The following is a 24940-nucleotide window of genomic DNA, read 5'->3' as shown; positions in this document are numbered from 1 at the left end:
AGTCGTCCCGGTGTCAGGCCGCGTTCTGCTGCCGGGTCTACTGAACGGACCGCAGCGCCTCTGCGGGCCGGAGCCGTGACGCCCGCCATCCGCCTATCGCGCCGGCCAGCAGGCCGCCGAGGACGGCGAGACCCACCGCGATGACGATGATCCACACGGTGACCGGGGCGCTGAGATCGGCCTGCGCTGCTGCCGATCCGGCTCCGGACCGCGCTCCGGTCAGTGCTCCGCCGAAGCCGCCGCCGAAACGGGCGGCGAATCCGCCTCCGCCGCCGGTCGAGCCGGTCGACGTCGCGCCGCCGCCCCCGAATGCCCGCCGAGCGCCATCCGCCAGCGCGCCACCGACGCCGCCCCGGGACACTCCTCCGGTGAGGGTCGGCGAGATCACGTTGACGACCAGCACGCCGATGAGGCCGATGACGATTCCGGCGACGCCACCCAGCACGCCTTGCACGACCGACTCGCCTGCCACCTGACCCACGATGCGGCGGTTCGACCAGCCGATGGCCTTCAGTGTGCCGAACTCCCTGGTGCGCCGCGTGACCCCGGAGATGGTGAACAGGATCGCGATCAGGAAGGCGGCCGCCAGCACGATGACCGATAACCAGGTGCCGAGATTGGCCACCAGCTGGCTGGCGCTTCCGAGCGAGCCGGACACGCTGGAGGCGAGATCCGCCTGCGTGGACACGGTGTAGCCGGGAAGCGTCTTCTGCAGAGCCGTCTTCAGCGAGTCGACATCGGAGGCCGACCGCGCCGTGACGTAGATGGTGGAGAGCTTGCCGGTCTCACTCGAGAGCTTCTGCGCGACATCGAGCGGGATGTACACATTGGATGCCGTCGCCGAGTCCGACCCGGTGGGCTTCACGGTGCCGACGACCTTGAAGTCCGTGCCGCCGATGCTGATCGAGTCGCCGACCGACAGGCTCTTCGACTTCGCATAGCTCGCGTCGAGCACGGCCACGTCGTCGCCCTTGTCCGAGGACGCGAGTGTGCGACCCTTCGCGAGAGCCGTCGAGGCGACGGGGCCGACTGGCTTGCCGCCGGGAACGATGCCGAGGACGCTGAAGGAGTTCACCTGGAAGGAGCTGCCGCCGGCTCCGTCCGAGCCGCCTCCGTTCGAGCCTCCGTTCGAGGCTCCGGAGTTCGGCTGGGTCGAGCCCTGCCCGTTGTCCGGCTGGTCGTCGCGCAGCCGGCTGAAGTCGGGCAGCGTGCCCTTGAAGCTGGTGTCCTGCAGCGAGAGCGCGGCAGACGCACCGGCCACCCCTGTCGTCTGCTCCGCCTTCGTCAGAGCGGAGTCGCTCATGGTCGAGGTGCCGAATCCCACGCTCAGGTGCGACGAGTCGACGGTCCGGCTTCCGTTGCCGGAGTCGGAACCGGAGCCGGCACCGAAATCGAACCTCGGCCCCTCGGCACCCGTGCTTCCCGCCTTCGGCGCGCTGACCGGTTTCGTGATCGTCACATCCGTGCCGACGCCGTACACCGATTGCAGCACCTGGGCCTGCGCGTTCTTCACCCCGGCGGCCACCGAGTTCACGATGATCACGAGCGCGATGGCCAACGCCATGCCGATGGCGATGATGATGGTCTGTCTGCGTCGCCCGAGCAGTTCTCGGCGCAGATACGTTGCGAACATGGCGGTCCTCCGTGGGTCTGGAGGAACCGTAGAGATGCGCGTTATGGCGCCGCTATGCCGGCCTTGTGGTTTCGCCCTGGGGAGCGCTCGCGACGGTGGGGGAAGGCGCCGCGAGTCGCCTGCGCGTCATCCGGCCTGAGGAATCCATGAGAGCCGGATGGCTCACTCTCAGACTTCGCATAAGTTGTCCACAGCCGTCTCGGACGCTGCTTTCGATAATGGAAGTCATGTCCACCCCTCTCACCGCCGCCGACTCCGAGCGCGGCCAGCTTCGTCCTGCGTCTGCACCCTTGCACCACGCGGACGGCTCACCCATCCGCATCCTGGTCGTCGACGATGAGCACACACTCACCGACCTGTTGCAGATGGCGCTGAGGTATGAGGGGTGGGAGGTGAAGTCGGCGGCGAGCGGCCAGCAGGCGCTCACCGTGGCGCGGGAGTTCAATCCCGACGCCGTCGTGCTCGACATCATGCTGCCCGACATCGACGGGCTGCAGGTCATGGCCAGGATGCGTGAGGGCGGCGGGGAGACGCCCGTGCTGTTCCTCACCGCGAAGGACTCGCTCGACGACAGGATCGCCGGGCTCACGGCGGGCGGCGACGACTACGTGACGAAGCCGTTCAGCCTGGAGGAGCTGGTGGCCAGGCTCCGGTCTCTGCTGCGGCGCTCCCGGGCGCTCATCGCGGATGCGCAGGACCCCCGCATCGTCGTCGGCGACCTGGTGCTGGACGAGGACTCCTACGAGGTGACGCGGGCCGGCGAGCCGATCTCGCTCACCGCGACCGAGTTCGAGCTGCTGCGGTACCTCATGCGCAACCCGCGCCGCGTGCTCTCGAAGGCGCAGATCCTCGACAGGGTGTGGAGCTACGACTTCGGCGGAACCTCGAGCGTCGTCGAGCTGTACATCTCCTACCTGCGCAAGAAGATCGACGCCGGCCGTTCGCCCATGATCCACACGGTTCGCGGCGCCGGCTACATGATCAAGGCGGCATAGGCCGCGACCGCCGCCACAGGCACGAGAATGAGCAGGACGTGAACGCGACGGCGAACCCAGGATCGGCGACCCCAGGAACCGGGCGCCCTGCGGCCCCGAGCTCGGCAGCGGGGCGCCCGGGAACACCGAGCCGGGCTAGCGGCAGCCCAGGAACGGCGAGGCCGGGCACGGCTAACCCCGGAACGGCGAACCCCTACGCGACGAGATCCGGCCGGGGAGGGCCCGGCAGGACCGGGATGTCCCGCGGGGAGCGCTGGGAGGCCGTCCGTCATCCGCTTCGGCACACGACGCTTCGCACGAAGCTGGTGTTCTCCGTCGTCGCGCTCGTGGCCCTTCTCGGTGTCGTGATCAGCCTGGTCAGTGCCCTGTTCCTGCGCGACTACCTGGTCGGGCAGCTCGACAATCAGCTCGAGCAGGCCGCGCGGCGCGGCTACTTCGTCGCGCTGCAGGCCGTGAACCAGCCGGGCGGCGTGACGGCCAACGACCTGCTGGCGGATGTCGTCGGTGCGCCGGGCCTGAGCGCGGGCACCGTCATCGCTGTGGTGAGCGATCACGGCGACGTGAACAGCATCTACCTCAGTCCGCGCGATCCCAGCGCGACGAAGCAGTCCGTGTCGAAGGACGCCAACTCGAACATCGCGGCGATCCCGGCCAGCGGCGCGCCGACCGACGTCGACCTCGGTGGAACGCTCGGCGAGTACCGCATGGTCGCCGTGCAGCTGCCCTCCGGCACCCTGGTGATCGGGCTTCCGCTCGCGACGGTGCAGTCCACGACGGCGCAGCTGCTTACGATCATCCTGCTGGTGACGGCGGTCGCCATCGCGGCCGCGGGGGGAGTGGGGCTGCTCATCGTGGTGCTCGCACTCCGCCCGCTCGACCGGGTGGCCGCGACGGCGACGGCAGTGTCGCGCCTTCCGCTGGACAGGGGAGAGGTGGCGCTCGCCGTGCGGGTTCCGAGCGAGGACACCGACCAGCACACCGAGGTGGGCAGGCTCGGGGCGGCGTTCAACCATATGCTCGGGCACGTGTCGTCTGCGTTGTCGGCGCGGCAGGCGAGCGAGAACAAGGTGCGGCAGTTCGTGGCGGATGCCTCCCACGAGCTGCGCACGCCGCTCGCCTCCATTCGCGGTTACGCCGAGCTCACCCGCCGTTCGCCCGAGCCGCTGCCCGGTGACACGGTGCGCGCGCTCGGGCGCATCGAGTCCGAGGCGGAGCGGATGACGGCCCTCGTCGAAGACCTGCTGCTGCTCGCTCGTCTCGACGAGGGGCGCGAGCTCGACAGGGAACCCGTGGACCTGTCGCGCCTCGTGATCGACGCGGTCTCCGACGCCCACGTCGCAGGGCGCGATCACCAGTGGAGCATGGACCTTCCGCCAGAGCCGGTCTCCGTGCTCGGCGACTCGCCGCGCCTCTACGAGGTCATCGCCAATCTGCTGACGAACGCCCGCGTGCACACGCCGGAGGGCACTAGCGTCACCACGCGGCTGACGGTCGAGAGGGGTGACGAGGGGGCGTTCGCGGTCGTCACCGTCGCCGACGACGGTCCGGGTATCCCCGACGACCTGCAGCCGACGCTGTTCGAGCGATTCGTGCGCGGGGATTCGTCGCGCTCCCGGCACACGGGTTCGACCGGACTGGGTCTCGCCATCGTGCGCGCGGTCGTCGAGGCTCAGGGCGGCACGGTGCACGTCGAGAGCGAGCCAGGCGACACGCGGTTCACGGTCCGGCTGCCGCTGTACGAGGAGCCGGGCGACGCGGAGGCGGAGGCCGAGCCGGTCGTGGAGGCGGAGGCCGAAGCCGAGCCGACGGATGACGCGACCGGTGCCCAGCGGACGGACGCGCAAGCGAAAGCCGAGCCGACGGATGACGCGCCCGAGTTGTCCGATGACGAGACCGATGCCCAGCGGACGGACGCGGAGTCCGACGCCCCGGTCCAGGAGGAGACGCGCCCGGCCTGATGCCGCGAAGGGTCCTGCCGGGGAGCCACGCGATGCGGCTCGGCACTGCAACGCAATGTTGCAAAGGCGCCAGCGACCGCGGGGCGCCGCTGAAAGAATGTGCACCATGCGTATTGCACTCACCGGTGGATCCGGAAAACTCGGCAGAACGGCGGTGCGGGTTCTCCGCGAGTCCGGCCACGACGTGACATCCTTCGACGTCGTCGGCCAGCGCGGTCCCGGCTACCTGCAGGTGGATCTCACGGACTACGGACAGGTCATCGACGCTCTCGCCGGCGTGCGCGACGGCACGCCCGGCAAGAGCTACGACGCGATCGTGCACCTCGGCGCGATCCCGGCTCCCGGCATCCGCAGCGACGTGGCGACGTTCGAGAACAACATCCTGAGCACTTACCACGTCTTCCAGGCGGCGCGCACGCTCGGCATCCGCAACATCGTGTACGCATCGAGCGAGACCGTGCTGGGCCTGCCGTTCGAGCAGGATCCGCCCTACCTTCCGATCGACGAGGAGTACCCGGGACGTCCGGAGTCGACCTACTCGCTGGTCAAGCACCTCGAGGAGACCATGGCGCGCGAGTTCACCAGGTGGGATCCGCAGCTCAAGATCTTCGGCCTTCGCTTCTCCAACGTGATGGACCCGGAGGACTACGCCAAGTTCCCGGAGTACGACACCGACCCGAAGAACCGGCGCTGGAACGCCTGGGGCTACATCGACGCGCGCGACGGATCGCAGGCCATCCTCAAGGCACTGGAGTCGGATGCGACGGGCTTCGAGGTCTTCATCGTCGCGGAGGCGGACACCGTGTCCGACCGTCCCAACGTCGAGCTCGTCGCGGCCGAGTACCCCGACGTGCCTGTCAAGCGCGAGCTCGGCGAGCACGACACGCTGCTGTCCATCGACAAGGCGAGACGGCTTCTCGGCTACGAACCGCAGCACTCCTGGCGCGACCACCGGGCCTGACACGGCGGGTGCGACACGAGAACGCCCCGGGAAGCTCGTGCTTCCCGAGGCGTTTCTCGTTCTGGGGAGTGCTCTGCTCAGAACTCGCTCAGCCGGTGCAGGAGCCGGGCGAACAGCTGCAGCTCGTCCACGTCCCAGTCGGCGAGTCCGGCGCGCAGCTCCCGCCGATTGCGCTCGACGAGCTCGGCGAGACGACGCTCGGCCTCTTCGGTGACGGCGAAGTAGGTCGCCCGTCGATCTGCGGGGTCCACCTCGCGCCGAAGCAGTCCGAGCTGCTCGAGCTGCGACGCCTGCCTGCTCACCAGGCTCTTGTCGGCGTACAGCACCTCGGCCAGCGCGCCGGCGTGCATCGGGCCCGACCGGGCCAACGTGGTGAGCATGAGGTAGCCGGCCGGCTGGATCTGCGGATGCAGTTCCTGGGCCTGCATGCGCATCCTCGTGCGCAGCCTGACGAAGAGCGACCCGAACTCGCGTTCGACCGATTCGATGGCGTCGTCGAGGTTCGAGGCCTCGCGGGGCTTCCACGGCGTGGGGCGGGCGCCGCGCTCGCTCTCGGTCATGGTGGGCATCATAGCGAGGCGCTCTACCTGTGCTCGATCGAGCGGATGCTTGCCACGCGTCCGTCTTGCGGCTCGCCTCCGTCACCCGCACGCGCCTGCGCCTCCGCCGCCTCGAGCGGTTCGCCTGCGATGAGCGCGTCGGCGTCGTCGATCAGCTCGGCAGCGGCGGCCGCGATCAGACCCGTGGAGTGCGCGTGGCCGGTGGCGGATGCCGCGGCATCCTCCTCGTACTGACGCTCGATGGTCGTCTTCGTGCCGAGCTTCTTGTTGGGCAGCAGGCACACGGCGATGAGCGTGATCACGGCGAGCGGCACGGCGACCAAGAAGACGAACGCGACGGACTGGCCGTATGACGACTCGACGATCACCCGCACGCTCTCGGGAAGCGATGAGACGTTCGGGATCGTCCCGCTCTGCAGCGCCTTGCCGATGGTCGCCCCCGCAGGCCCGAGCTTCGTGATCGCCTCGGCGAGCTCGTGCGACTTGTCGGCGATGTGGTTCGCCACCTGCGTTCCGAGCACGGAGCCCAGCACCGAGACGCCCGCCGTGCCGCCGAGGCTGCGGAAGAACGTGACGGATGCGCTCGCGGCGCCCATCTCCGAGGGGGACACGACGTTCTGCACGATGAGCACGAGGTTCTGCATCACCATGCCCACGCCGGAGCCGAGCACGAACATGTAGATCGAGAGCACGACGAAGTTGGTGTCGTAGCCGATGGTGCCCATCAGCGCGAGGCCGACGATGAGCAGGATGCTGCCCACCACCATGTACGACTTCCACTTTCCGGTGCGGCTGATGATCTGGCCGATCACGACCGACGAGACGAGCAGGCCGGCGATCATCGGCAGCGTGAGCAGACCGGACTGCGTCGGCGTCGCGCCACGCGCCAGCTGCATGTACTGACCGAGGAACACCGAGGTGCCGAACATGGCCACGCCGACGGAGATGCTCGCGATCACCGAGAACGTGAACGTGCGGTTCTTGAAGAGCCGGAGCGGAATGATCGGCTCCTTCACCTTGAGCTCGACGAGCACGGCCGCGATGAGTGCGGCGGCGGCAGCGGCGACCATCCAGAAGCTCGTCGCGGAGACCCAGTCGAACTGGCCCTTCTGGCCGGCGAGCGACACCCAGATGAGCAGAACGGAGACACCGGCCGCGATGAGCGCGGCGCCGAGGTAGTCGATCGACACCTTCCTGCGCGCGCCCTTGGGCAGGTGCAGCGTGGCCTGCAGCAGCAGGATGGCGAGGATGGCGAACGGCACGCCGACGTAGAAGTTCCAGCGCCAGCCGATGGAATCCGTGAGCAGGCCGCCGATGAGCGGGCCGCCGACGGTGCCGATGGCCATGATGGCGCCGAAGATGCCCATGTACTTGCCGCGCTCGCGCGGGCTGATGATGTCGGCCATGATCACCTGGCTGAGCGCGGTGAGGCCGCCCGCGCCGACGCCCTGCAGCACGCGGAAGCCGATCAGCATGCTGGTGTCCTGCGAGAATCCGGCCAGGGCCGATCCGACCACGAAGATGGCGAGGGCGAGCTGGATGAGCAGCTTGCGATTGAAGAGGTCGGCCAGTTTGCCCCAGATGGGCGTGGTGACCGTGGTCGCCAGCAGAGTGGCGACGACGACCCAGGTGTAGGCGGTCTGGTCGCCCTTCAGGTCGGAGATGATCTTGGGCAGCGACGTCGAGACGACGGTGCCGGCCAGGATCGACACGAACATGCCGAGCAACAGGCCGGACAACGCCTCGAGCACCTGCCGCTGCGACATCTTGGGCGCGCCGGAGGTGGGTGACTCCGGCTTCGCCTCGGTGACGGCGTGCGCCATGGCGGTACTCCTTGCGGTGATGAGGACGAACGGTGCAGGAGCAGTTCGGGCTGCTCGACGACAGCGCCGAATTCGTTGATGACGGTCAACTATAGCTAAACTAGTTCACAACAGTCAACTAATGCGGATCGTCAACTATTCCGCGAGTGGGCTTCACAGGCGCGACTAGGCTGATTCGACTTCACGTGACTCGACTCGACTCGACTTGACTTGATTCGAGTCGACTCGACTCGACTCGACTCGGCTCGGCTCGGCTTCGCTCCACGCCCTCGCCGAGGCCGGCGCCGATGCCGACCCCGACGCCGCGACGCCGATGCACGCGCCGATTTGGGCATCCGCGTCCCTTCGCGTACCCTTGTTGGAGCCCAAGACCGCCGGTCATCGACGTGCTCGCATGTCGATCGAAGGTTCTCGAGCCGGACGTCACCACGGTGACGACCGAAACGAGACGGCCCGCGCAGGTGAGATCGAGAGGATGGCCGCGTTCGCGGCATCCGACACGCTCCGTGCCTGCGCATGGAGCGTTTTTTCTTCTCCGGTGGTCGGCAGGCGGCGCGCAGCATCCGCAGCGCGTCTCGTATGCAAGAGGAGTGGCCATGGCGAACAAGGAAGCCACGGTTGCCGAGCTCGAAGAGAAGTTCAAGAGCTCGACCGCCGTTCTGCTGACCGAGTATCGCGGTCTGTCTGTTGCGAAGCTCAAGGAGCTCCGCAGGTCCATCAGCACAGACGCGACCTACGCCGTGGTGAAGAACACGCTGACCAAGATCGCGGCGAACAACGCCGGCATCTCGGCGTTCGACGACGAGCTCGCCGGACCGTCCGCGATCGCCTTCGTGCACGGTGACCCCGTGAACGTCGCCAAGGGCCTGCGTGACTTCGCCAAGGCGAACCCTCTTCTCGTGGTCAAGGGCGGCTACTTCGATGGCAGCCCCCTTTCCGCCGAAGAGGTAGGCAAGCTCGCCGACCTCGAGTCCCGTGAGGTGCTGCTGGCCAAGCTGGCCGGTGCCTTCAAGGCCTCGCTGTTCGGAGCCGCATATCTGTTCAACGCGCCGCTGTCGAAGGCCGTCCGCACGGTCGACGCGCTGCGTGAGAAGCAGGAGTCCGCTGCGTAGGCATCCTCTCCCCGCAGGGGACCAGGATGCTCGCCGCGGTGAGTACACGCACAAACCAAGGAGAAGGAAATATGGCTGACAAGCTGTCCACCGAGGAGCTGCTCGAGCAGTTCAAGGGTCTGACGCTCATCGAGCTGTCGGAGTTCGTCAAGGCGTTCGAGGAGACCTTCGAGGTCACCGCCGCTGCGCCCGTCGCCGTCGCAGCCCCGGCCGCCGGTGGCGCCGGTGCCGCTGCCGAAGAGGTTGAGGAGAAGGATTCCTTCGACGTCATCCTCGAGGGCGCTGGCGAGAAGAAGATCCAGGTCATCAAGGTCGTGCGCGAGCTGACCTCGCTCGGCCTGGGCGAGGCGAAGGCCGTCGTCGACGGTGCTCCGAAGGCCGTGCTCGAGGGCGCGAACAAGGAGACCGCCGAGAAGGCGAAGGCCGCTCTCGAAGAGGCCGGCGCGAGCGTCACGCTCAAGTAGTTCGCCGCCCCTCAAGGGCACCCGTTCCGCGCTCCGGCGTGGAGTTGTAGAAGGGCGTCACGTCCGACCACTGGTCGGGTGTGGCGCCCTTCGTCGTGTCGTCGTCATCCGCCGACCACGGCCCGCGGATGACTCGCACGGCGCGTCGGGCGTGGCTCTTGGCCCCACCCCACCCCGATGGGCGGGGTCGCTCGCGCACTGAGCACGGTCCTCGGCCGGATCGCACCCGCCGCCGGGGTGCGTTGAAAACAGCAGGTGTCGTCGAAAACAGCAGCAATCCTGCTGTTCTCGCAGCAATCCCGCCCTTCCTGCTGTTTTCGGCACCAGCGGGGGAGTGGTCCACGCCGGCGGGGCGTCGGCACCGGCGCGGGGTGGTCGGCACTGCAGGGAGTGGCCAGTGGGGCCGCCTCCAGCTGCGCCGCCCCAGCGTCGGCGAAGAGGCACATCTCGCGAGAACAGGCCGATTCCGCCTGTTCCGGCGAGGAGAGCGCGATCTTGCCTGTTGCCACGTTGGGATCGGCCGAGACCGCCCCGACTTGAGATATATAGCATGGCTATGTATACTGGTGGGATGCTTACCGAACCGATCTCCCTTCCGTTCAGGGATGACACGGGCAGCGAAGCCGAACTCCGTTACGTTCTCAGCGACCTCGTTCAGCTCGCCGGCCGTGTCACCCGCCTCGCGCACCGCCTCTCCGGTGGCAGCGAGGGTCCGGCCACCTGGCGCACGCTCGCCGTGCTGCAGCAGTCGGGGCCGATGCGCCTCGGCGAACTCGCCGCTATGAGCCAGGTCGCGCAGCCGACCATGACCAAGATCGTGGCCGGACTCGTCGAGCGGGAATGGGTGAAGCGCATCGCGGATGCCGACGACGCCAGGGCATGGCAGATCGGCATCTCCGCGAAGGGCATCATCCAGCTCGCGGAGTGGCGCGACAATCTGGCCAACTCATTGCTTCCGCTGTTCGCCGATCTCTCCGACGACGACCGCCGCACCGTGCAGCGCGCCATCGAGCTCGTGCTGCCCCGTGTGGCCCAGGCGTCGACAGCAGAAGACTCCCTCTCACGAAAGACGAACGACTGAATCGATGACCCAGACCGGCATTCCCTCCGATACGAATTCACCTCGCCAAGCGCCAGGCGAGGCGGCATCCCGCAGCGCCTCGGCGAAGGCGGCGCCTCATGCGGCCGGCCACTCCGGCGGCAAGGACATCCTCAAGCAGCCGCTGTCGGTGTGGGCCGTCGCGTTCGCCTGCGTCGTCTCCTTCATGGGAATCGGTCTCGTCGACCCCATCCTGCCGGCGATCGCCTCGAGCCTGAAGGCGTCGGCGGCGCAGACCGAGCTGCTCTTCACGACCTACCTGCTCATCACGGGCGCTGCCATGTTCTTCACGAGCTGGCTCTCCACCCGCATCGGAACGAAGAAGACGCTGCTCATCGGCCTCGCCGTGATCGTGGTCTTCGCCGCGTTGGCGGGTGCCAGCGGATCCGTGTGGCAGATCATCGGCTTCCGAGCCGGCTGGGGTCTCGGCAACGCGCTCTTCATCTCGACGGCGCTCGCCGCGATCGTGGGCGCGGCATCCGGCGGCGCGTCGCAGGCGATCATCCTCTACGAGGCGGCACTCGGACTGGGCATGGCGCTCGGACCGCTCGTCGGCGGCCTGCTCGGCAACATCTCCTGGCGCGGCCCGTTCTTCGGCACGGCCACGCTGATGGCCGTTGGCTTCATCGCCATCATGACCATGCTGCGCAAGGGGAGCGAGACGAAGCCGACCCCCACGAAGCTGACGGCGCCCTTCCGAGGCCTGGCGAGGCCCGGCCTCGGCGTGATGGCCTCGGCCGCCCTCTTCTACAACATGGGCTTCTTCGTGCTGCTCGCGTACACGCCGTTCGCGCTCGCCGATCTGGGACTGGATGCGGCCATCCCGCTCGGCCTCATCTTCACCGGCTGGGGCGTGTGCCTCGCCATCTCGTCGGTGTGGCTCGCTCCCGCCCTGACGAACCGGATGCGCCGCACGACGGTCTTGATGGTCGTCATCCCGCTGCTTGCGCTCGATCTGCTCCTCGTCGCGCTGCTCGTCACGTCGATCGTCGCGATCATCGTGCTCGTGATCCTCGGTGGAATCTTCCTCGGGGTTCTGAACACGGTGCTGACCGAATGCTCGATGGAGGCCACCGACCTGCCGCGTCCGGTCGCTTCGTCTGCGTACTCCGGCGTGCGGTTCATCGGCGGTGCCATCGCCCCGCCGGTGGCGGCCGCCCTGGGTAACGCCTTCGGGGCCGCCGTGCCGTTCTTCTTCGGCACAGCCGTGCTCGTGATCGCCACGCTCATCGTGATCGTCGGCCGTCGCGCTCTTCGCCGTGCCGACGGCGCGGTGGAAGACGTGGAAGACGAGGCGGAGGCCATCGGCATCGGCGACGCCGCCTGATCACGCGCACTCGGACCGCCTGATCACGCGCGGTACCGCGGCGCCGCCGGATCACCGAGGCGGCGCCGTGCTGCCTCTGTCGACGAACCGCACCGGATACCGTTCAGAGCGCAGGCGCGTCCTGCTCCCCGTGAGCTCCTCGAGCAGCATCCGCACTGCGGCGGCGCCCTGAGCGGCGGGGTCCTGCTCGAACGTGCTGAGCGAGAACACGGGCGACAGCGGATGCCCGTCGATCCCGATCACCGACACGTCGTGCGGCACGCGCAGCCCGTGCGCCCACAGCGAGAGCATGCCGCCCATCGCCATCTCATCGCTTCCCGCGAACACGGCCGTAGGACGAGCGCCGCCGTCGAGCATCGCATCCACCGACCTGCGGCTCGTCTCGGTGTCGAACCTGCCGTGCAGCACGCGGTCGGCGCGGACGGGCAGGCCGGCTGACGTCATCGCTCGGCGCCAGCCCGCCTCCCGCGCCTGTGGCACCACGTGATTCAGCCCCTCCTCGTCGTCGCCGCCGAGGAACGCGATGTCGGTGTGCCCGAGCTCGATGAGGTGGCGTGTCGCCGCCTCAGCCACTCCTCTGTCGTCGATGCCGATGTGCCTGATGCCCCGCACCGGCCCGCCGACGACCATCGTGGGGTGTCCCGTCGAGGCCAGCTGCCTGCGCTCCTCCGCACTGAAGTCGAGGCACAGCGCGACGAGCGCATCCGTGCGCTTGCGCAGGATGGAGCGGTGGAAGACGCGGGAACGGTCGCCTCCCCGGCCGCCGAGGTTGAAGAGGATGAGGTCGTAGCTGGCCGCGCGCAGCTCCCGGTCGATGCCCTCGAGCACCGCCGTGTAGAACCACCGGCTCACCGAAGGAACCACGGCGCCCATGGCGAGCGTGCGCCCGGATGCCAGCCCAGCGGCGCTCGACGACGGTACGTACCCGAGATCGTCTGCCGCGCGCCGCACGGCTTCCCGCGTCGTCGGGGCGACGTTCGGCAGGCCGCGCAGCGCGCGCGAGACGGTGGCCGTTGACACACCGCTCGCGCGCGCGACGTCGTCGATGCCCGTCATGGCCGTTCTAGGGGAGGAGCGGGTCGGCGCCGTCTGCCGGGCCGGAGCTCGCGGCGGCCGCGGTCTCCTGCGCCGCGAGCATCCGTCTGGTCATGCGGTGGCGTGCTGCGAGCAGCAGCGCCAGCAGCACGACGAACGCGAGCAGCGCGAGCGCCCAGCCGAGGGCATCCTGACCGGTGACCTCGTAGAGCACCGTGATGACGAAGAACGCGGCAGTGAAGAACCCCGTGGCTCCCAGGAAGAGGTCGAGGATCTCCCGCGGGTCGCGCTGGGCGTTGCTGCTCATCACCCGGATGCCGTGCATGGCTCTACCCCTTCACCCCACCGGCGGTGAGGCCGGCCACGATGCGGCGCTGGAAGATCAGCACCAGGATCACCAGCGGAATGGTCACGACCACGCCGGCCGCCATGACCGCGGTGTACGGCTCCTGGTGCGGCTGGCTGCCCGTGAAGCCGGCGATCGCGACGGTGACGGTCTGCGTGGCATCAGTGGTCAGCTGGCTGGCGATGAGGTACTCGTTCCAGCTCGCGATGAACGCGAGGATCGCGGTCGTGAACACGGCAGGAGCGGCCAGCGGCAGGATGATCTTGCGGAACGCCTGCGCCGGCGTGCATCCGTCGATCCGCGCCGCCTCCTCCAGGTCCCACGGCATCTCACGGAAGAACGACGTGAGCGTGTACACCGTCAGCGGAAGCGCGAACGAGATGTCAGGGAGGATCAGCGCCTGGTACGTGCCGATCCAGCCCCAGTTCGTGAACAGCTGGAACAGCGGGGTCAGCAGGGCGACACCCGGGAACATGGATGCGCCGAGGATGACGCCCATCACGATGCCCTTGAACCTGAAGTCGAGCCGGGCAAGGGCGTACGCCGCGAAGATGCCGAACAGCAGGCAGACCACGGTGGTCACGCCGCCGATGATGAGGCTGTTCAGCAGCGCCAGACCCAGGTGGTTTCCGAGGTTGGTCGACAGGGCGGTCACGTAGTTGTCGAACGTGAAGTGGGTGAACCACGGCGTCGTGTCGAACGTGTAGCCCACGTCGCGGAACGAGCTGACGATCATCCAGTAGAACGGTGCGAGGCACCAGACGACGATGATGATCGCGCTGATCCCGGTGCGGATGCTCTGATTCCGACGGCGGCGGCGTCCGGTCTTGTTCGCCGTCTTCGTCCCCGATCGTCGCAGCTGGTCTCCTTCGACCGTCGCCGTGGTCGGCCCCGCGATGGCGCTCATAGCGTGCCCTTCTGCTGGGACTCCTGGGTTCGCACGACGTTGGCGCCGAGGAAGCGCACGAAGATGAAGGCGACCAGGAAGATGATGATGAACGTGATCGTCGACAGCGCCGATGCGCTGTTCGGTCCCTGTCTGATCTGGTCGACGACCAGGATCGAGAGGGTGGTGGTCGCGTTGCCGCTGCCGCCTCCGCCGCCGGTGAGGATGGCGGGCAGGTCGTAGATGCGCAGCGCATCCAGGATGCGGAACAGCACGGCGACCATCAGAGCAGGCTTCAGCAGCGGAAGCGTCACGCGCCAGAAGCGCTGCACGGTGGTCGTGCCGTCCACCTTCGCCGCCTCGTAGAGCTCCTCGGGAATGAGCTGCAGGCCGGCCAGGATGAGCAGCGCCATGAACGGCGTGGTCTTCCACGTGTCGGCGATGATGATCGCCCACCGCGACGACCATTCGCCGCTCACCCACAGCACGCGCTGCCCGATGAGGGCGTTCGCGATGCCCGCCGCCGAGAAGATGAAGAACCAGAGCTTCGCGGTGACGGCCGTCGGAATGGCCCACGGCACGAGGATGGCGGCCCGCACGATGCCGCGGCCGTGGAACGTGCGGTTCATGATGATGGCCATCCAGAGCCCGAACAGCGTCTCGAGCACCACCGTGACCACGGTGAAGAAGAAGGTCACGCCGACGGCGTTCCAGAATTGAGCGCCGAGGCTGCCAGGCGGACAGGCGACGGTTCCCGTCGACGAGGAGCACTGCTGCAGAAGCCAGTGCGTGTAGTTCGAGAAGCCCGCGAAGCCGCCCTGAACGAACATGCCGGTGGCTGAATCGAGCCCGGCGTCCTTCTGGAACGACATCACGACGGCGCTGACGATCGGGTAGCCGATCACCACCGCCAACAGGGCCATGGTGGGCAGGAGCAGCCACAGGGCCACCCTCACCTGCCCGCGTTTGCGTTGCTGCCGGCCGGGGCGCGGTGCCCTGACCGTCCCGATCGGTGTCGCTGTCTCCGTTGACATGCGCGTCTCCAGTCGCTTGGTGCCGATGGCCCGCCGTGCATCGTGGCGGAGCCGAGGAGAGTATGGAGCGGTCCGGCGGCGAGCAGATGCCTCGTCGCCGGACCGCCGCTTCGGCTAGCTGCCCGAGCCCGCCGACTTGATCGCCGCCGACATGTCGCTCAGCGCCTTGTCCACCGTCTTGTCACCCTTGAGCGCCGCATACGCGTTGTCCTGGATGGCCTTGGTGACGGCCGGGTAGAACGGCGTCACCGGACGAGGAACCGCGCTCTCGATCGACTTCTTCAGCGTGCTCAGGTACCCGAACTGCTTGTTCAGCGCCGCGTCGTCGTACAGCGAGGCGAGAACGGGAGCCAGGGACCCCTGCGTGAGGAAGAACTTCTGGGTCTCGGCGCTCTGCAGGAACTCGATGAAGTCGTGCGCGGTCTGCTTGTGCTTCGAGTACACGCTGATCGCAGCGTTGTGTCCACCGAGGCTGGATGCGCCGGGCTTGCCGTCGCCGTTGCCGGGCAGCGGCGCCACACCGAACTTGTCCTTCACCACGCTCGAGCCGTCGGTCTTCGCGAGGTTGTAGACGTACGGCCAGTTGCGCAGGAACAGGAGCTTGCCGGACTCGAACGCCTGACGACCCTGCTCCTCCTGATACGTGATGGCCTCAGCCGGGATGTTGCCGTCCTTGAAGCCGTCGACGAGTCGCTGGAGGCCCTTCTTCGCCTCAGGCGAGTCGACCGTCGGCGTCTTGCCGTCCTTGCCGACGATCGTGCCGCCCGCGGTGTTGATCGCCTCGGCCGTGTTCACGGTGAGGCCTTCGTACTGCGCGAACTGGCCCGCGTAGCATCCGATGCCCGCCTGCTTCGCGATGTCGCAGTCCTTCATCATGTCGTCCCACGAGGTGGGCGGCGTCTTGACGAGGTCAGTCCGGTAGTAGAGCAGGCCGCCGTCGCTGGTCTGGGGCGCTGCGTACAGCGTGTTGTTGTACGTGCCCGTCGCGATGGTGGGCTTGAACAGCTTCGACGTGTCGATCTTCATCTTTCCGGTCAGCGGCTGCAGCCAGCCCTTGGCCGCGAACTCGGCCGTCCACACGACGTCCACGTCGACGACGTCGTAATTGGCGTTCTTCGCCTGGAAGTTCTGCACGAGGTCGTCGTGCTGCTGGTCGGCCTTGTCGGACTGCTCCTTGAAGGTGACCTTCTCGTCCGGGTGCGCCTTGTTCCACTTGGCGATCAGGGGGCGGACCACGTTGCTGTTGTCCTTGCCCTGCACGTATGTGATCGGGCCCTTGCCGTCGAGGTTCTCCTGCGACGGGTTGGAGCTTCCGCCGCCGCCAGAACAACCGGCCAAGACCATGCCGAGTATGGCGACGCCGGCGACCCCCGACATCCGCAGGGCCGTTTTGCGCGCTCTTCTCATGTCCACTCCTCTTCGAGCGTGATGCTTCGTGTGCTGTGTGCCTATGTGCTGAGTGTCGACACGTGGCGTTCCTTGTGAGATGCCAGCGGATGCCGTTCTGCCCCTCGCTGCACCGCCAACAGCGGCGCACAGGCAAGACCGCACCGTGTCACAGGGAACGATAAGCCCACCCAGGCCCAAAATGTAAGCGTTTGCGTCAAACGCTTACAAGCTGTATCCGAGCCGTTATTGAGAACGCTGGTCGTTCGAAATGATCGAATTCTCCCGTTGGACGCATGAGTGCTCGGGAGACAAGTCTTTATGGCATGGACTACACGCATCTCGGACGCACCGGTCTCACGGTGTCTCGCATCGTGCTCGGAACGATGAACTTCGGCCCCCAGACCGACGAGCAGACCTCTCACGCCATCATGGACACCGCCCTGGGCGAGGGCATCAACTTCTTCGACACCGCGAACGGCTACGGCGGCCCGGACCACCACGGCCGAACCGAGGAGATCATCGGCAACTGGTTCGCGCAGGGCGGTGGACGCCGGGAGAAGACCGTGCTGGCCACCAAGCTCTACGGCGACATGGGCAACTCGTGGCCGAACAGCGGCAAGCTGTCCGCCCTGAACATCCGCAACTCGATCGACGCCAGCCTTCGCCGGCTTCAGACCGACCACGTCGAGCTGATCCAGTTTCACCACGTCGACCGCGACACCCCGTGGGACGAGATCTGGCAGGCGATCGAGGTGGCCGTTCAGCAGGGCAAGGTCATCTACGCGGGAAGCAGCAACTTCGCCGGCTGGCACATCGCTCAGGCGCAGGAGGCCGCGGCCTCACGCCACTTCCTGGGACTCGTGAGCGAGCAGTCGCTCTACAATCTCATCGTTCGCGATCTCGAGCGCGAGGTGATCCCCGCCGCACAGCAGTACGGGCTCGGCATCATCCCCTGGTCCCCGCTTCAGGGCGGTTTGCTCGGCGGCATCATCAAGAAGCAGGCCGACGCATCCCGTCGTAACGAGGGCCGTTCTGCGCAGTCGCTGGAGGGACACCGCCAGCAGCTCGAGGAGTACGAGGCATTCGCCGACGAGCTGGGCGTCGAGCCGGCGCAGCTCGCCCTGGCCTGGCTGCTCCACCAGCCGGCGGTGACCGGTCCGATCACCGGGCCCCGCACGCCCGAGCAGCTCACGAGCATCCTCGGAACGCTGGACGTGAAGCTCGACGAGGCAGCGCTCGCGCGCCTCGACGAGATCTTCCCCGGGTACAAGACGGCCCCCGAGGACTACGCCTGGTAGATCGTCGGCGCCGACCGATACCGCGGGTTGAGCCTGTCGAATACCGTGCCCAGTGCCGGGCTTCGACAGGCTCAGCCCGCAGCGGGCCCGTTCACGCGGCGAGGGCCGACCCCTCCAGCTGTGTCAGGAAGGCGGTGGCGGCGGGCCCGACGATCTCGGGCGTGGCGACGCCGACCGACCACTCGAGGCCGGGCGCATCCAGCGGCACGGACGCCAACGCGTTCGGCCGCTTCTTCGCGAAGTGCGCGGGCACGACGGCGACGCCGAGGCCGTGCTGAACGAGGTCGAGCAGGGAGTGCACGTCGTTCGTCTCCAGGTCGGCCGTGTGATTCGCGCCGATCGAGGCCAGCGCCCTGCCGACCAGCAGCTGAGCGCCCCAGTCGCTCTGGAAGCCGACGATGGTCTCCTTCGCGATGTCGTGCAGGGTGACCGACGCCCGCGACGCCCAGTCGTGGCTCGTGCTGCACAGCACCGTGAACGGCTCGGTCGAGACCCTGCGAACGCGCACGCCCAGCGGATTCACGCCGCACTCGGCGATCAGCGCGACGTCGAGGCGACCGGATGCGACGTCATCCAGCAGGCGGGCAGAGCCCGCGAAGCCGAGACGCACGCGCACTCCGGGATGCGCGGATCTGAAGTCCGCGAGCTCAGCAGGCAGGTCCCCGAGCCCGAGGCATTGCTCCGACCCGACCGAGAGCGTGCCGGAGATCACCTCGCGAACGGCCGCGACCGCGTCTTTCGCGGCAGCGGCGCTCGCCACGGTGCGCACCGACTCGGCGAACAGGGCGCGTCCCGCCTGCGTCAGCTCCACCTTGCGCGTGCTGCGCAGGAAGAGCTCGGTGCGCAGCTCGGTCTCGAGAGCCCTGATGGATGCCGACAGGCCGGACTGCGAGATGTTCAGCGAGCGTGCCGCCTTGGTGAAGTGCCGTGCCTCCGCGACGGCGATGAAGTGTTCCAGTTGCCGCAATTCCACGACGCGACGCTACGCCACCTGCACGTCACTCGCCGACGATGCGCAGTCCGCGCGCTCCGAAGGCCCGCCGATCCGAACGGATCGAGGCGAGCAGCCGGTCCAGGTTCGCCTGCGTGTGCCTGGCGATCGCGGTGGCCGCGGCGTCGGCATCGCGGTGCGCGATGGCATCCACGATCTCCGCGTGCTCCTTCCACGCGGCAGCCCTGCCCTCCTCCGTGCGCATCTCCAGCCAGCGGGCCCGTGCCATGCGGGTCACGGCATCCGCGACCGCCTGCACGATGAAGCTGTTGCCGCTCAGCGCCGCCAGGCCCTCGTGGAAGTCTGATCCGCGCCGCATGCCGGCGTGCTCGTCGTCCGGCTCCGTGCTCTGCGCCGTGACCGCCTCGGCGAACCGCGCCAGCTCGGCATCGGATGCCCGTTCGCAGGCCAGCCTGGCGGCCGCCGCTTCGACCGCCTCCCGGTACTCGGCCAGCGCGGCGACCTCGTCGAGATCGATGGGGGTCGTCAGCCACGCGCGGCCGTCGCGGGCGACGAGGCCCTCGTTCTGCAGCCGCATGAGCGCGGCACGCACGGGCGTGCGCGACGCACCGAAGTCCGCCTCGAGACCTCGTTCGCTGAGCCGGGCACCCGGCACGATGTCGAGCGACAGGATGGCCTGTCGCACCTGGTCGTAGACCTGGTCGGTCTGTGAGGCGCCTTGCATGGATGCTCGTTCCCGCTTTCGTCGCGTTCGGCCCCGTCGCCGACGGCACGGGCCGATCCAGTATGGGCCGAACGAGGGCGAGCCGATCAAGAGGATGTTGCCCGATGCTTGGTATACCATTATGGTATCCCATAACGAGCACGAGTCACGGTCGATCGAGCCCGCGGCCGCCGCACGGAGACGGCACGTTCTCCGGGCGCGCGGCCCGTCGGTGAGGAGAAGGCCTTATGGCGCCGAGACGACCAGCACACACCGCTTCGACGCCCCGAACGGGATCCGTTCGGCCGTGGCTCATGCTCGGCACGGCAGTACTGGCGCAGGGCGCCGGGACCGTCTTCCAGTCGGCGCCCGCGTTCCTCATCCCGCTGCTGCACACCGAGCGAGGCATCCCGCTCGCGCAGGCGGGGCTGCTGGCGTCGGCGCCGACGCTCGGACTCGTGCTGACGCTCGTCGCCTGGGGAGCTCTCACGGATCGCGTGGGGGAGCGGTGGGTGATCGCGGGCGGTATGGCGCTCACGGCGCTCGCCGCGCTCGGCGCGATGACCGCGTCGGGATACCTGGGGCTCGCCGGGTTCCTGCTGCTCGGCGGCGCGGCATCCGCGAGCACGAACGCGGCGAGCGGCCGGGTCGTCGTCGGATGGTTCCCCAAGGAGCGCCGCGGGCTGGCGATGGGCGTCAGGCAGATGTGCCAGCCGCTCGGCGTTGCGGTGGCCGCGGTCGCGGTGCCGCCGCTGGCCGCGGCGGGTGGCATCTCCGTGGCGATGCTGCTGCCGTTCGTGCTCACCGGCGCGCTGGCCGTTCTCAGCGCGATCGTGATCGCCGATCCGCCGCGGCAGGCGGCCAAGGCCGCCGCAGGGCAGAAGCCGGCGAACCCCTACCGAGGAGGGGCGACGCTGGCCCGCATCCACCTGGCATCGGCGCTGCTGGTCGTTCCGCAGTTCACGGTGTCGATCTTCGGCCTCATCTGGCTGACGGCCGACCGAGGCATGAACACCACGGCGGCAGGCATCGTGGTCGGCGTCTCCCAGTTCGTCGGCGCCCTCGGCCGCGTGGCCGTCGGGGTGCTGTCCGACCGTGTCGGCTCGAGGCTGCGCCCGCTGCGCTGGGTGGCGTGGACGGCCGCGGCCGTCATGATCGTGCTGGCGCTGTCCGAGCTTGCGCCGGCGTGGGCCGGTGCCGCGGCGCTCATCCTCGCCGCCACGATCACCGTCGCCGACAACGGGCTCGCGTACACCGCGGTCGCCGAGATCGCCGGGCCGTTCTGGTCGGGACGGGCGCTGGGCACCCAGAACACCGGGCAGTTCCTGGCCGCCTCGATCGTGGGCCCGGCGGTCGGCGGTCTCATCTCGTTGGTCGGGTTCCCGATCGCGTTCGCCGTCGTCGCGCTCGCGCCCTTCGCGGCCGTGCCGATCGTTCCGCGGGAATCCGCCGAGGTCGAGCCCGAACTGCAGCAGGCGGGGGCCGCGTCGCAGCCGGCCCGGGGCTAGACGGTCGCCACCCAGATCGCGTCTGCCGCGACAACGCCGACCGTGATCGGGTCGCCGCCGTCGATCGAGACGACCACGTCGCCGGCGAACGGCCGGGTCTCCAGGAGGGTGGCCCGGGCATCCAGCCGGACTCCGCGTTCGGCCAGGTACCGCAGCACGGCAGGATCGGAATCGGAGATGCGCACGATCCGTTGATCCACAGCGGCATCGGCTTCGACCAGCCGATGGGCCCGCGGTGTGCGGGGGTCGCCGTCGACAGTGGGAATCGGGTCGCCGTGCGGGTCGCGCACCGGATGCCCGAGCGCCGCGTCGATGCGATCCACCAGCGTGTCCGAGACGGCGTGCTCGAGCACCTCGGCCTCGTCGTGCACCTCGTCCCACGGGTACCCCAGGGTCTCCACGAGGAAGGTCTCGATCAGCCGGTGCCTGCGCACCATGGCCAGGGCGTGCGTGCGGCCCGACTCCGTGAGTGCCACCGCGCCGTACGGCTCGTGCACCACGAGGCCCTGCTCGGTCAGACGCCGGATGCCGTCGCTCACCGTGGCCGTTCGCACCCCGATGCGGGCCGCGAGCGCGGACACCGTGACGGGGGTCTGCTCCCACTCGTTCGCCGCCCAGATCACCTTGAGGTAGTCCTGCGCCGTGTTCGTGAGGGACGAGACGGACATGGCGATCAGTCTAGGGACGCCCGCGATGTCGAGCACCGCGGGTCGGCCTGTCGAGCGCGACCGGGGGGTTGAGCTGCGACCGAGGGTTGAGCCGCCACCGAGGGTTGAGCATGTCGAAACCCTCCTGGGGTGGCCCGGTTTCGACGAGCTCAACCGGCGGCAGGGGTGGCCCGGTTTCGACGAGCTCAACCGGCGGCAGGGGTGGCCCGGTTTCGACAGGCTCAACCGGCGGTAGGGGTGGCCCCGTTTCGATGAGCTCAACCGGCGGCTGGGGTGGCCCGGTTTCGGCGGGGCTCGACCGGCGGTAGGGGTGGCGCGGTTTCGATGAGCTCAACCGGCGGCTGGGGTGGCCCGGTTTCGACAGGCTCAACCGGCGGTAGGGGTGGCCCGGTTTCGACGGGCTCGACCGGCGGTGTACGGAGAAACCCGGAGCTTCCCGTAGGCTGGTGCACGTGTTCCTGAACTGTTGTCGTCGCTGAGAGCGTGCCGCCCGTGAGGCGTGCGCGCGGCATCCGACCGACGACCGACCTTACGAGAAGCCAGGACAACCATGAAGTTCGCCGCCTCAGTCACCGACCTGGTCGGAAACACCCCGCTCGTCCGCCTCAACCGCGTCACCGAAGGCATCCGGGCTACGGTGCTGGTGAAGGTGGAGTATCTGAACCCGGGCGGTTCGAGCAAGGACCGCATCGCCGAGCGCATCATCGACGTAGCCGAGCGAGACGGTCTGCTGGGGCCGGGCGGAACCATCGTCGAGCCCACGAGCGGCAACACCGGCGTCGGGCTCGCGCTCGTCGCGCAGCAGCGCGGGTACCGGTGCGTCTTCGTGCTGCCTGACAAGGTGGGCGAGGACAAGCGCAACGTGCTCACCGCATACGGAGCCGAGATCGTCGTCACGCCGACGGCCGTCGCACCCGACGACCCCGATTCGTACTACAGCGTGTCCGACCGGCTCGTCCGCGAGATCCCGGGCGCGTACAAGCCCAACCAGTACGCCAACCCGAACGGCCCTCGCAGCCACTATGAGACGACGGGTCCGGAGATCTGGCGAGACACCGATGGGCGCATCACGCACTTCGTGGCCGGTGTCGGCACGGGCGGCACGATCACGGGGACCGGACGATTCCTCAAGGAGGTGTCCGACGGCCGCGTGCGCATCGTCGGCGCCGACCCCGAGGGCTCCGTGTACTCCGGCGGCACCGGGCGGCCGTATCTCGTCGAGGGCGTCGGAGAGGACTTCTGGCCGGATGCCTACGATCCGTCGGTCCCCGACGAGATCATCGCCGTCTCCGACGCCGACTCGTTCGCGATGACGCGCCGGCTCGCGCGCGAGGAGGGCCTGCTCGTCGGCGGATCGAGCGGCATGGCCGTCGTCGCCGCGTTGCGCGCTGCGCGCGACCTCGGCCCTGACGACGTGGTCGTCGTGCTCCTTCCGGACGGGGGCCGCGGGTATCTGGGCAAGATCTTCAACGACGCATGGATGCGCTCCTACGGCTTCAGCGAGGTCTCGGGCGTGGCGACCGTGCGCGACGTGATCGCGACGAAGGCGGGCTCGCTTCCGGATCTCGTGCACGCGCATCCCAGCGACACGGTGCACGACGCCGTGGCCATCATGGCGGAGTACGGCGTGAGCCAGCTGCCCGTGCTCAGCGCGGAGCCGCCCGTCGTCATCGGCGAAGTGGTGGGATCGCTCGACGAGCGGACGCTGCTCGACCGCGTGTTCGCGGGCGAGGCGAAGATGGCCGACAGCGTCGGATCGCTCGCGGCCCCGCCCATGCCCCTGATCGGCCTCAACGAGCCCGTCGGTGCGGCAAGGGCGGCGCTCGGCGAGACGAGCGCGCTGCTCGTGACCGACGAGGGCAAGCCGGTCTCGGTGATCACCAGGGCCGACCTGCTCGCGTTCCTGAGCCGCTGACGGCCGAGAGGATGCCGGTGCCCGTTCCGACGAAGCAGGCCCGCGACCACACGGAGGAGAGACGACCATGACCAACGCCGATGCGGAACAGGGATTCGCGACCCGCGCCATCCATGCCGGGCAGGCGTTCGACCCGACCACCGGGGCTGTCGTGCCGCCCATCTACCAGACCTCGACGTTCGTGCAGGACGGCGTCGGGGGCCTGCGCGGCGGGTACGAGTACGGCCGCTCCGGCAACCCGACGCGCACCTCGCTCGAGGTGGCGCTGGCCTCCCTCGAGGGCGGTGATCGAGCGCTCGCCTTCGCGTCGGGCCTCGCGGCGGAGGACGCACTGCTGCGCTGCGCCCTCGCAGCAGGGGACCACCTCGTGCTCGGCAACGACGTCTACGGCGGAACGCACCGTCTGATTGATCGAATCCACGGAGCGTGGGGCATCAGGCATACCGCCGTCGACCTGACCGACCTCGATGCCGTGCGGAACGCGCTCGACGTGGACGGCACACGACTGCTGTGGATCGAGACGCCGAGCAATCCGCTCATGAAGGTCAGCGACATCGCGGCGCTCGCCGAGCTCGGACACGCCGTGGGCGCCGCCGTCGTCGTCGACAACACGTTCGCGTCGCCCGCGCTGCAGCAGCCGTTGGCGCTCGGCGCCGACGTCGTGGTGCACTCGACCACCAAATACCTGGGCGGCCACTCGGACGTGATCGGCGGCGCCGTCGTTCTGAACACAGGCGAACTCGCCGACAAGCTGGCCTTCCAGCAGTTCGCCGCCGGAGCCATCGCAGCACCCATGGAGGCGTGGCTCACGCTGCGAGGCATCAAGACGCTCGAGGTGCGCATGCAACGGCACTCCGAGAACGCGCAGGCGATCGCCGACCGGTTGTCGCGGCATCCCGCCATCGAGCGCGTCTACTACCCCGGCCTGCCGACGCATCCCGGCCACGAGCTCGCGGCGAGGCAGATGTCTCGTTTCGGTGGCATGCTCTCGGTCGCCCTCGCAGGCGGAGAGGGCGCGGCCCGTCGCTTCGTCGAATCCACCAGGGTGTTCCAGCTGGCCGAGTCGCTCGGCGGCGTGGAATCGCTCATCGGGTACCCGAGCGAGATGACGCACGCGTCCGTTCGGGGCACGGCGCTGGAGGTGCCGGCGAACATCGTGCGGCTGTCGGTGGGCATCGAGTCGGTCGACGATCTGATCGGCGACCTCGAGCAGGCCCTCGACCAGGCTGCCCAGAGCGCGCGGTAGCGGCGACCCGCGGCTGGATGCTCCGCCC

General features: G+C 68.6%; 23 protein-coding genes. 11 read left to right on the top strand and 12 right to left on the bottom strand.

The window, feature by feature from the left end:
* Nucleotides 1–37 precede the first annotated feature (37 nt).
* Nucleotides 38–1633 (bottom strand): ABC transporter permease, encoded by a 1596-nt coding sequence (locus tag VHB92_RS13185; RefSeq protein ID WP_325454220.1) that lies wholly within the window; start codon nt 1631–1633, stop codon nt 38–40.
* Nucleotides 1634–1860: 227 nt separating this feature from the next.
* Between VHB92_RS13185 and VHB92_RS13180 the strand changes: the two genes are divergently transcribed.
* The 3 genes from VHB92_RS13180 (at nt 1861) to VHB92_RS13170 (ending at nt 5547) form a co-directional block, all read left to right on the top strand.
* Nucleotides 1861–2628 (top strand): response regulator transcription factor, encoded by a 768-nt coding sequence (locus tag VHB92_RS13180; protein WP_325454219.1) that lies wholly within the window; start codon nt 1861–1863, stop codon nt 2626–2628.
* A 236-nt stretch (nt 2629–2864) separates the two neighbouring features.
* Nucleotides 2865–4586, top strand: coding sequence for a HAMP domain-containing sensor histidine kinase (locus VHB92_RS13175; RefSeq protein WP_325454218.1), 1722 nt, complete (start codon nt 2865–2867; stop codon nt 4584–4586).
* A gap of 106 nt (nt 4587–4692) precedes the next feature.
* Nucleotides 4693–5547 carry an NAD(P)-dependent oxidoreductase gene (locus VHB92_RS13170; RefSeq protein ID WP_325454217.1) on the top strand — a complete coding sequence of 285 codons (855 nt, stop codon included), beginning with the start codon at nt 4693–4695 and terminating at the stop codon, nt 5545–5547.
* Between the two features lie 77 nt (nt 5548–5624).
* On the opposite strand, the gene VHB92_RS13165 is transcribed toward VHB92_RS13170, so the two are convergent.
* The gene (locus VHB92_RS13165) at nt 5625–6107 is read right to left on the bottom strand and encodes a MarR family winged helix-turn-helix transcriptional regulator (RefSeq protein WP_325454216.1); all 483 of its coding nucleotides are present in this window, start codon (nt 6105–6107) and stop codon (nt 5625–5627) included.
* A 23-nt stretch (nt 6108–6130) separates the two neighbouring features.
* Nucleotides 6131–7930 (bottom strand): MDR family MFS transporter, encoded by a 1800-nt coding sequence (locus tag VHB92_RS13160; RefSeq protein ID WP_414653113.1) that lies wholly within the window; start codon nt 7928–7930, stop codon nt 6131–6133.
* Between the two features lie 596 nt (nt 7931–8526).
* On the opposite strand from VHB92_RS13160, the gene rplJ reads away from it, so the two are divergent.
* Nucleotides 8527–9042, top strand: a complete 516-nt coding sequence (gene rplJ / locus VHB92_RS13155) for a 50S ribosomal protein L10 (RefSeq protein WP_325454215.1) — start codon at nt 8527–8529, stop codon at nt 9040–9042.
* A gap of 71 nt (nt 9043–9113) precedes the next feature.
* Entirely contained in the window at nt 9114–9506 is a 393-nt protein-coding gene (gene rplL, locus VHB92_RS13150) for a 50S ribosomal protein L7/L12 (RefSeq protein WP_325454214.1), read from the top strand.
* On the opposite strand, the gene VHB92_RS13145 is transcribed toward rplL, so the two are convergent.
* Nucleotides 9499–9705, bottom strand: coding sequence for a hypothetical protein (locus VHB92_RS13145; protein ID WP_325454213.1), 207 nt, complete (start codon nt 9703–9705; stop codon nt 9499–9501). The two genes, rplL and VHB92_RS13145, sit on opposite strands and share 8 nt — an antisense overlap.
* A gap of 372 nt (nt 9706–10077) precedes the next feature.
* On the opposite strand from VHB92_RS13145, the gene VHB92_RS13140 reads away from it, so the two are divergent.
* Together VHB92_RS13140 and VHB92_RS13135 are read left to right on the top strand one after the other, a co-directional pair.
* The gene (locus VHB92_RS13140; protein ID WP_325454212.1) at nt 10078–10587 is read left to right on the top strand and encodes a MarR family winged helix-turn-helix transcriptional regulator; all 510 of its coding nucleotides are present in this window, start codon (nt 10078–10080) and stop codon (nt 10585–10587) included.
* Between the two features lie 4 nt (nt 10588–10591).
* Nucleotides 10592–11932: an MFS transporter gene (locus VHB92_RS13135; protein ID WP_325454211.1), complete on the top strand. Its 1341-nt coding sequence runs from the start codon at nt 10592–10594 to the stop codon at nt 11930–11932.
* Nucleotides 11933–11983: 51 nt separating this feature from the next.
* Here the strand turns inward: VHB92_RS13135 and VHB92_RS13130 are convergent, their stop codons facing one another.
* The 5 genes from VHB92_RS13130 to VHB92_RS13110 all read right to left on the bottom strand — a co-directional run bounded on the left by VHB92_RS13130 (nt 11984) and on the right by VHB92_RS13110 (nt 16640).
* Complete coding sequence (locus VHB92_RS13130) at nt 11984–12988, bottom strand: LacI family DNA-binding transcriptional regulator (protein ID WP_325454210.1); 1005 nt, start codon at nt 12986–12988, stop codon at nt 11984–11986.
* A 7-nt stretch (nt 12989–12995) separates the two neighbouring features.
* The gene (locus VHB92_RS13125; RefSeq protein WP_325454209.1) at nt 12996–13292 is read right to left on the bottom strand and encodes a hypothetical protein; all 297 of its coding nucleotides are present in this window, start codon (nt 13290–13292) and stop codon (nt 12996–12998) included.
* Between the two features lie 4 nt (nt 13293–13296).
* Complete coding sequence (locus VHB92_RS13120) at nt 13297–14220, bottom strand: carbohydrate ABC transporter permease (protein ID WP_325454208.1); 924 nt, start codon at nt 14218–14220, stop codon at nt 13297–13299.
* Complete coding sequence (locus tag VHB92_RS13115; RefSeq protein ID WP_325454207.1) at nt 14217–15233, bottom strand: sugar ABC transporter permease; 1017 nt, start codon at nt 15231–15233, stop codon at nt 14217–14219. The genes VHB92_RS13120 and VHB92_RS13115 overlap by 4 nt, the downstream gene beginning before the upstream one ends.
* A 114-nt stretch (nt 15234–15347) precedes the next feature.
* Nucleotides 15348–16640 (bottom strand): ABC transporter substrate-binding protein, encoded by a 1293-nt coding sequence (locus VHB92_RS13110; protein ID WP_325454206.1) that lies wholly within the window; start codon nt 16638–16640, stop codon nt 15348–15350.
* A gap of 305 nt (nt 16641–16945) precedes the next feature.
* Here VHB92_RS13110 and VHB92_RS13105 point away from each other — a divergent pair, with 305 nt between their 5' ends.
* Nucleotides 16946–17920 carry an aldo/keto reductase gene (locus VHB92_RS13105; protein WP_325454205.1) on the top strand — a complete coding sequence of 325 codons (975 nt, stop codon included), beginning with the start codon at nt 16946–16948 and terminating at the stop codon, nt 17918–17920.
* Nucleotides 17921–18011: 91 nt separating this feature from the next.
* Here the strand turns inward: VHB92_RS13105 and VHB92_RS13100 are convergent, their stop codons facing one another.
* Together VHB92_RS13100 and VHB92_RS13095 are read right to left on the bottom strand one after the other, a co-directional pair.
* Complete coding sequence (locus VHB92_RS13100) at nt 18012–18893, bottom strand: LysR family transcriptional regulator (RefSeq protein WP_325454204.1); 882 nt, start codon at nt 18891–18893, stop codon at nt 18012–18014.
* A 25-nt stretch (nt 18894–18918) separates the two neighbouring features.
* On the bottom strand, nt 18919–19596 hold the full coding sequence (locus VHB92_RS13095) for a GntR family transcriptional regulator (protein WP_325454203.1): 678 nt from the start codon (nt 19594–19596) through the stop codon (nt 18919–18921).
* 293 nt (nt 19597–19889) lie between these two features.
* Between VHB92_RS13095 and VHB92_RS13090 the strand changes: the two genes are divergently transcribed.
* On the top strand, nt 19890–21083 hold the full coding sequence (locus tag VHB92_RS13090) for an MFS transporter (protein ID WP_325454202.1): 1194 nt from the start codon (nt 19890–19892) through the stop codon (nt 21081–21083).
* On the opposite strand, the gene VHB92_RS13085 is transcribed toward VHB92_RS13090, so the two are convergent.
* A complete protein-coding gene (locus VHB92_RS13085; RefSeq protein WP_325454201.1) occupies nt 21080–21751 on the bottom strand; it encodes a metal-dependent transcriptional regulator in 672 nt (223 codons plus the stop codon). The genes VHB92_RS13090 and VHB92_RS13085 overlap by 4 nt on opposite strands.
* A gap of 550 nt (nt 21752–22301) precedes the next feature.
* On the opposite strand from VHB92_RS13085, the gene VHB92_RS13080 reads away from it, so the two are divergent.
* Nucleotides 22302–23666, top strand: a complete 1365-nt coding sequence (locus VHB92_RS13080) for a cystathionine beta-synthase (protein ID WP_325454200.1) — start codon at nt 22302–22304, stop codon at nt 23664–23666.
* Between the two features lie 67 nt (nt 23667–23733).
* On the top strand, nt 23734–24912 hold the full coding sequence (locus VHB92_RS13075; RefSeq protein WP_325454199.1) for a cystathionine gamma-synthase: 1179 nt from the start codon (nt 23734–23736) through the stop codon (nt 24910–24912).
* Nucleotides 24913–24940: the final 28 nt, after the last annotated feature.

Source organism: Humibacter sp., assembly GCF_035547335.1.
In the GTDB taxonomy this organism is placed as follows: Bacteria; Actinomycetota; Actinomycetes; order Actinomycetales; family Microbacteriaceae; genus Humibacter.
The sequence above is the reverse complement of the archived record's forward strand: the minus strand, read 5'-3'. Positions and strand labels throughout refer to the sequence as shown.

Excerpts from the sequence above, each read along its gene's own strand:
- VHB92_RS13185 (WP_325454220.1), bottom strand. The coding sequence starts at position 1,633 with ATGTTCGCAACGTATCTGCGCCGAGAACTGCTCGGGCGACGCAGACAG.
- VHB92_RS13180 (WP_325454219.1), top strand. The coding sequence starts at position 1,861 with ATGTCCACCCCTCTCACCGCCGCCGACTCCGAGCGCGGCCAGCTTCGT.
- VHB92_RS13175 (WP_325454218.1), top strand. The coding sequence starts at position 2,865 with ATGTCCCGCGGGGAGCGCTGGGAGGCCGTCCGTCATCCGCTTCGGCAC.
- VHB92_RS13170 (WP_325454217.1), top strand. The coding sequence starts at position 4,693 with ATGCGTATTGCACTCACCGGTGGATCCGGAAAACTCGGCAGAACGGCG.
- VHB92_RS13165 (WP_325454216.1), bottom strand. The coding sequence starts at position 6,107 with ATGACCGAGAGCGAGCGCGGCGCCCGCCCCACGCCGTGGAAGCCCCGC.
- VHB92_RS13160 (WP_414653113.1), bottom strand. The coding sequence starts at position 7,930 with ATGGCGCACGCCGTCACCGAGGCGAAGCCGGAGTCACCCACCTCCGGC.
- rplJ (WP_325454215.1), top strand. The coding sequence starts at position 8,527 with ATGGCGAACAAGGAAGCCACGGTTGCCGAGCTCGAAGAGAAGTTCAAG.
- rplL (WP_325454214.1), top strand. The coding sequence starts at position 9,114 with ATGGCTGACAAGCTGTCCACCGAGGAGCTGCTCGAGCAGTTCAAGGGT.
- VHB92_RS13140 (WP_325454212.1), top strand. The coding sequence starts at position 10,078 with ATGCTTACCGAACCGATCTCCCTTCCGTTCAGGGATGACACGGGCAGC.
- VHB92_RS13135 (WP_325454211.1), top strand. The coding sequence starts at position 10,592 with ATGACCCAGACCGGCATTCCCTCCGATACGAATTCACCTCGCCAAGCG.
- VHB92_RS13130 (WP_325454210.1), bottom strand. The coding sequence starts at position 12,988 with ATGACGGGCATCGACGACGTCGCGCGCGCGAGCGGTGTGTCAACGGCC.
- VHB92_RS13125 (WP_325454209.1), bottom strand. The coding sequence starts at position 13,292 with ATGCACGGCATCCGGGTGATGAGCAGCAACGCCCAGCGCGACCCGCGG.
- VHB92_RS13120 (WP_325454208.1), bottom strand. The coding sequence starts at position 14,220 with ATGAGCGCCATCGCGGGGCCGACCACGGCGACGGTCGAAGGAGACCAG.
- VHB92_RS13115 (WP_325454207.1), bottom strand. The coding sequence starts at position 15,233 with ATGTCAACGGAGACAGCGACACCGATCGGGACGGTCAGGGCACCGCGC.
- VHB92_RS13110 (WP_325454206.1), bottom strand. The coding sequence starts at position 16,640 with ATGAGAAGAGCGCGCAAAACGGCCCTGCGGATGTCGGGGGTCGCCGGC.
- VHB92_RS13105 (WP_325454205.1), top strand. The coding sequence starts at position 16,946 with ATGGACTACACGCATCTCGGACGCACCGGTCTCACGGTGTCTCGCATC.
- VHB92_RS13095 (WP_325454203.1), bottom strand. The coding sequence starts at position 19,596 with ATGCAAGGCGCCTCACAGACCGACCAGGTCTACGACCAGGTGCGACAG.
- VHB92_RS13090 (WP_325454202.1), top strand. The coding sequence starts at position 19,890 with ATGCTCGGCACGGCAGTACTGGCGCAGGGCGCCGGGACCGTCTTCCAG.
- VHB92_RS13085 (WP_325454201.1), bottom strand. The coding sequence starts at position 21,751 with ATGTCCGTCTCGTCCCTCACGAACACGGCGCAGGACTACCTCAAGGTG.
- VHB92_RS13080 (WP_325454200.1), top strand. The coding sequence starts at position 22,302 with ATGAAGTTCGCCGCCTCAGTCACCGACCTGGTCGGAAACACCCCGCTC.
- VHB92_RS13075 (WP_325454199.1), top strand. The coding sequence starts at position 23,734 with ATGACCAACGCCGATGCGGAACAGGGATTCGCGACCCGCGCCATCCAT.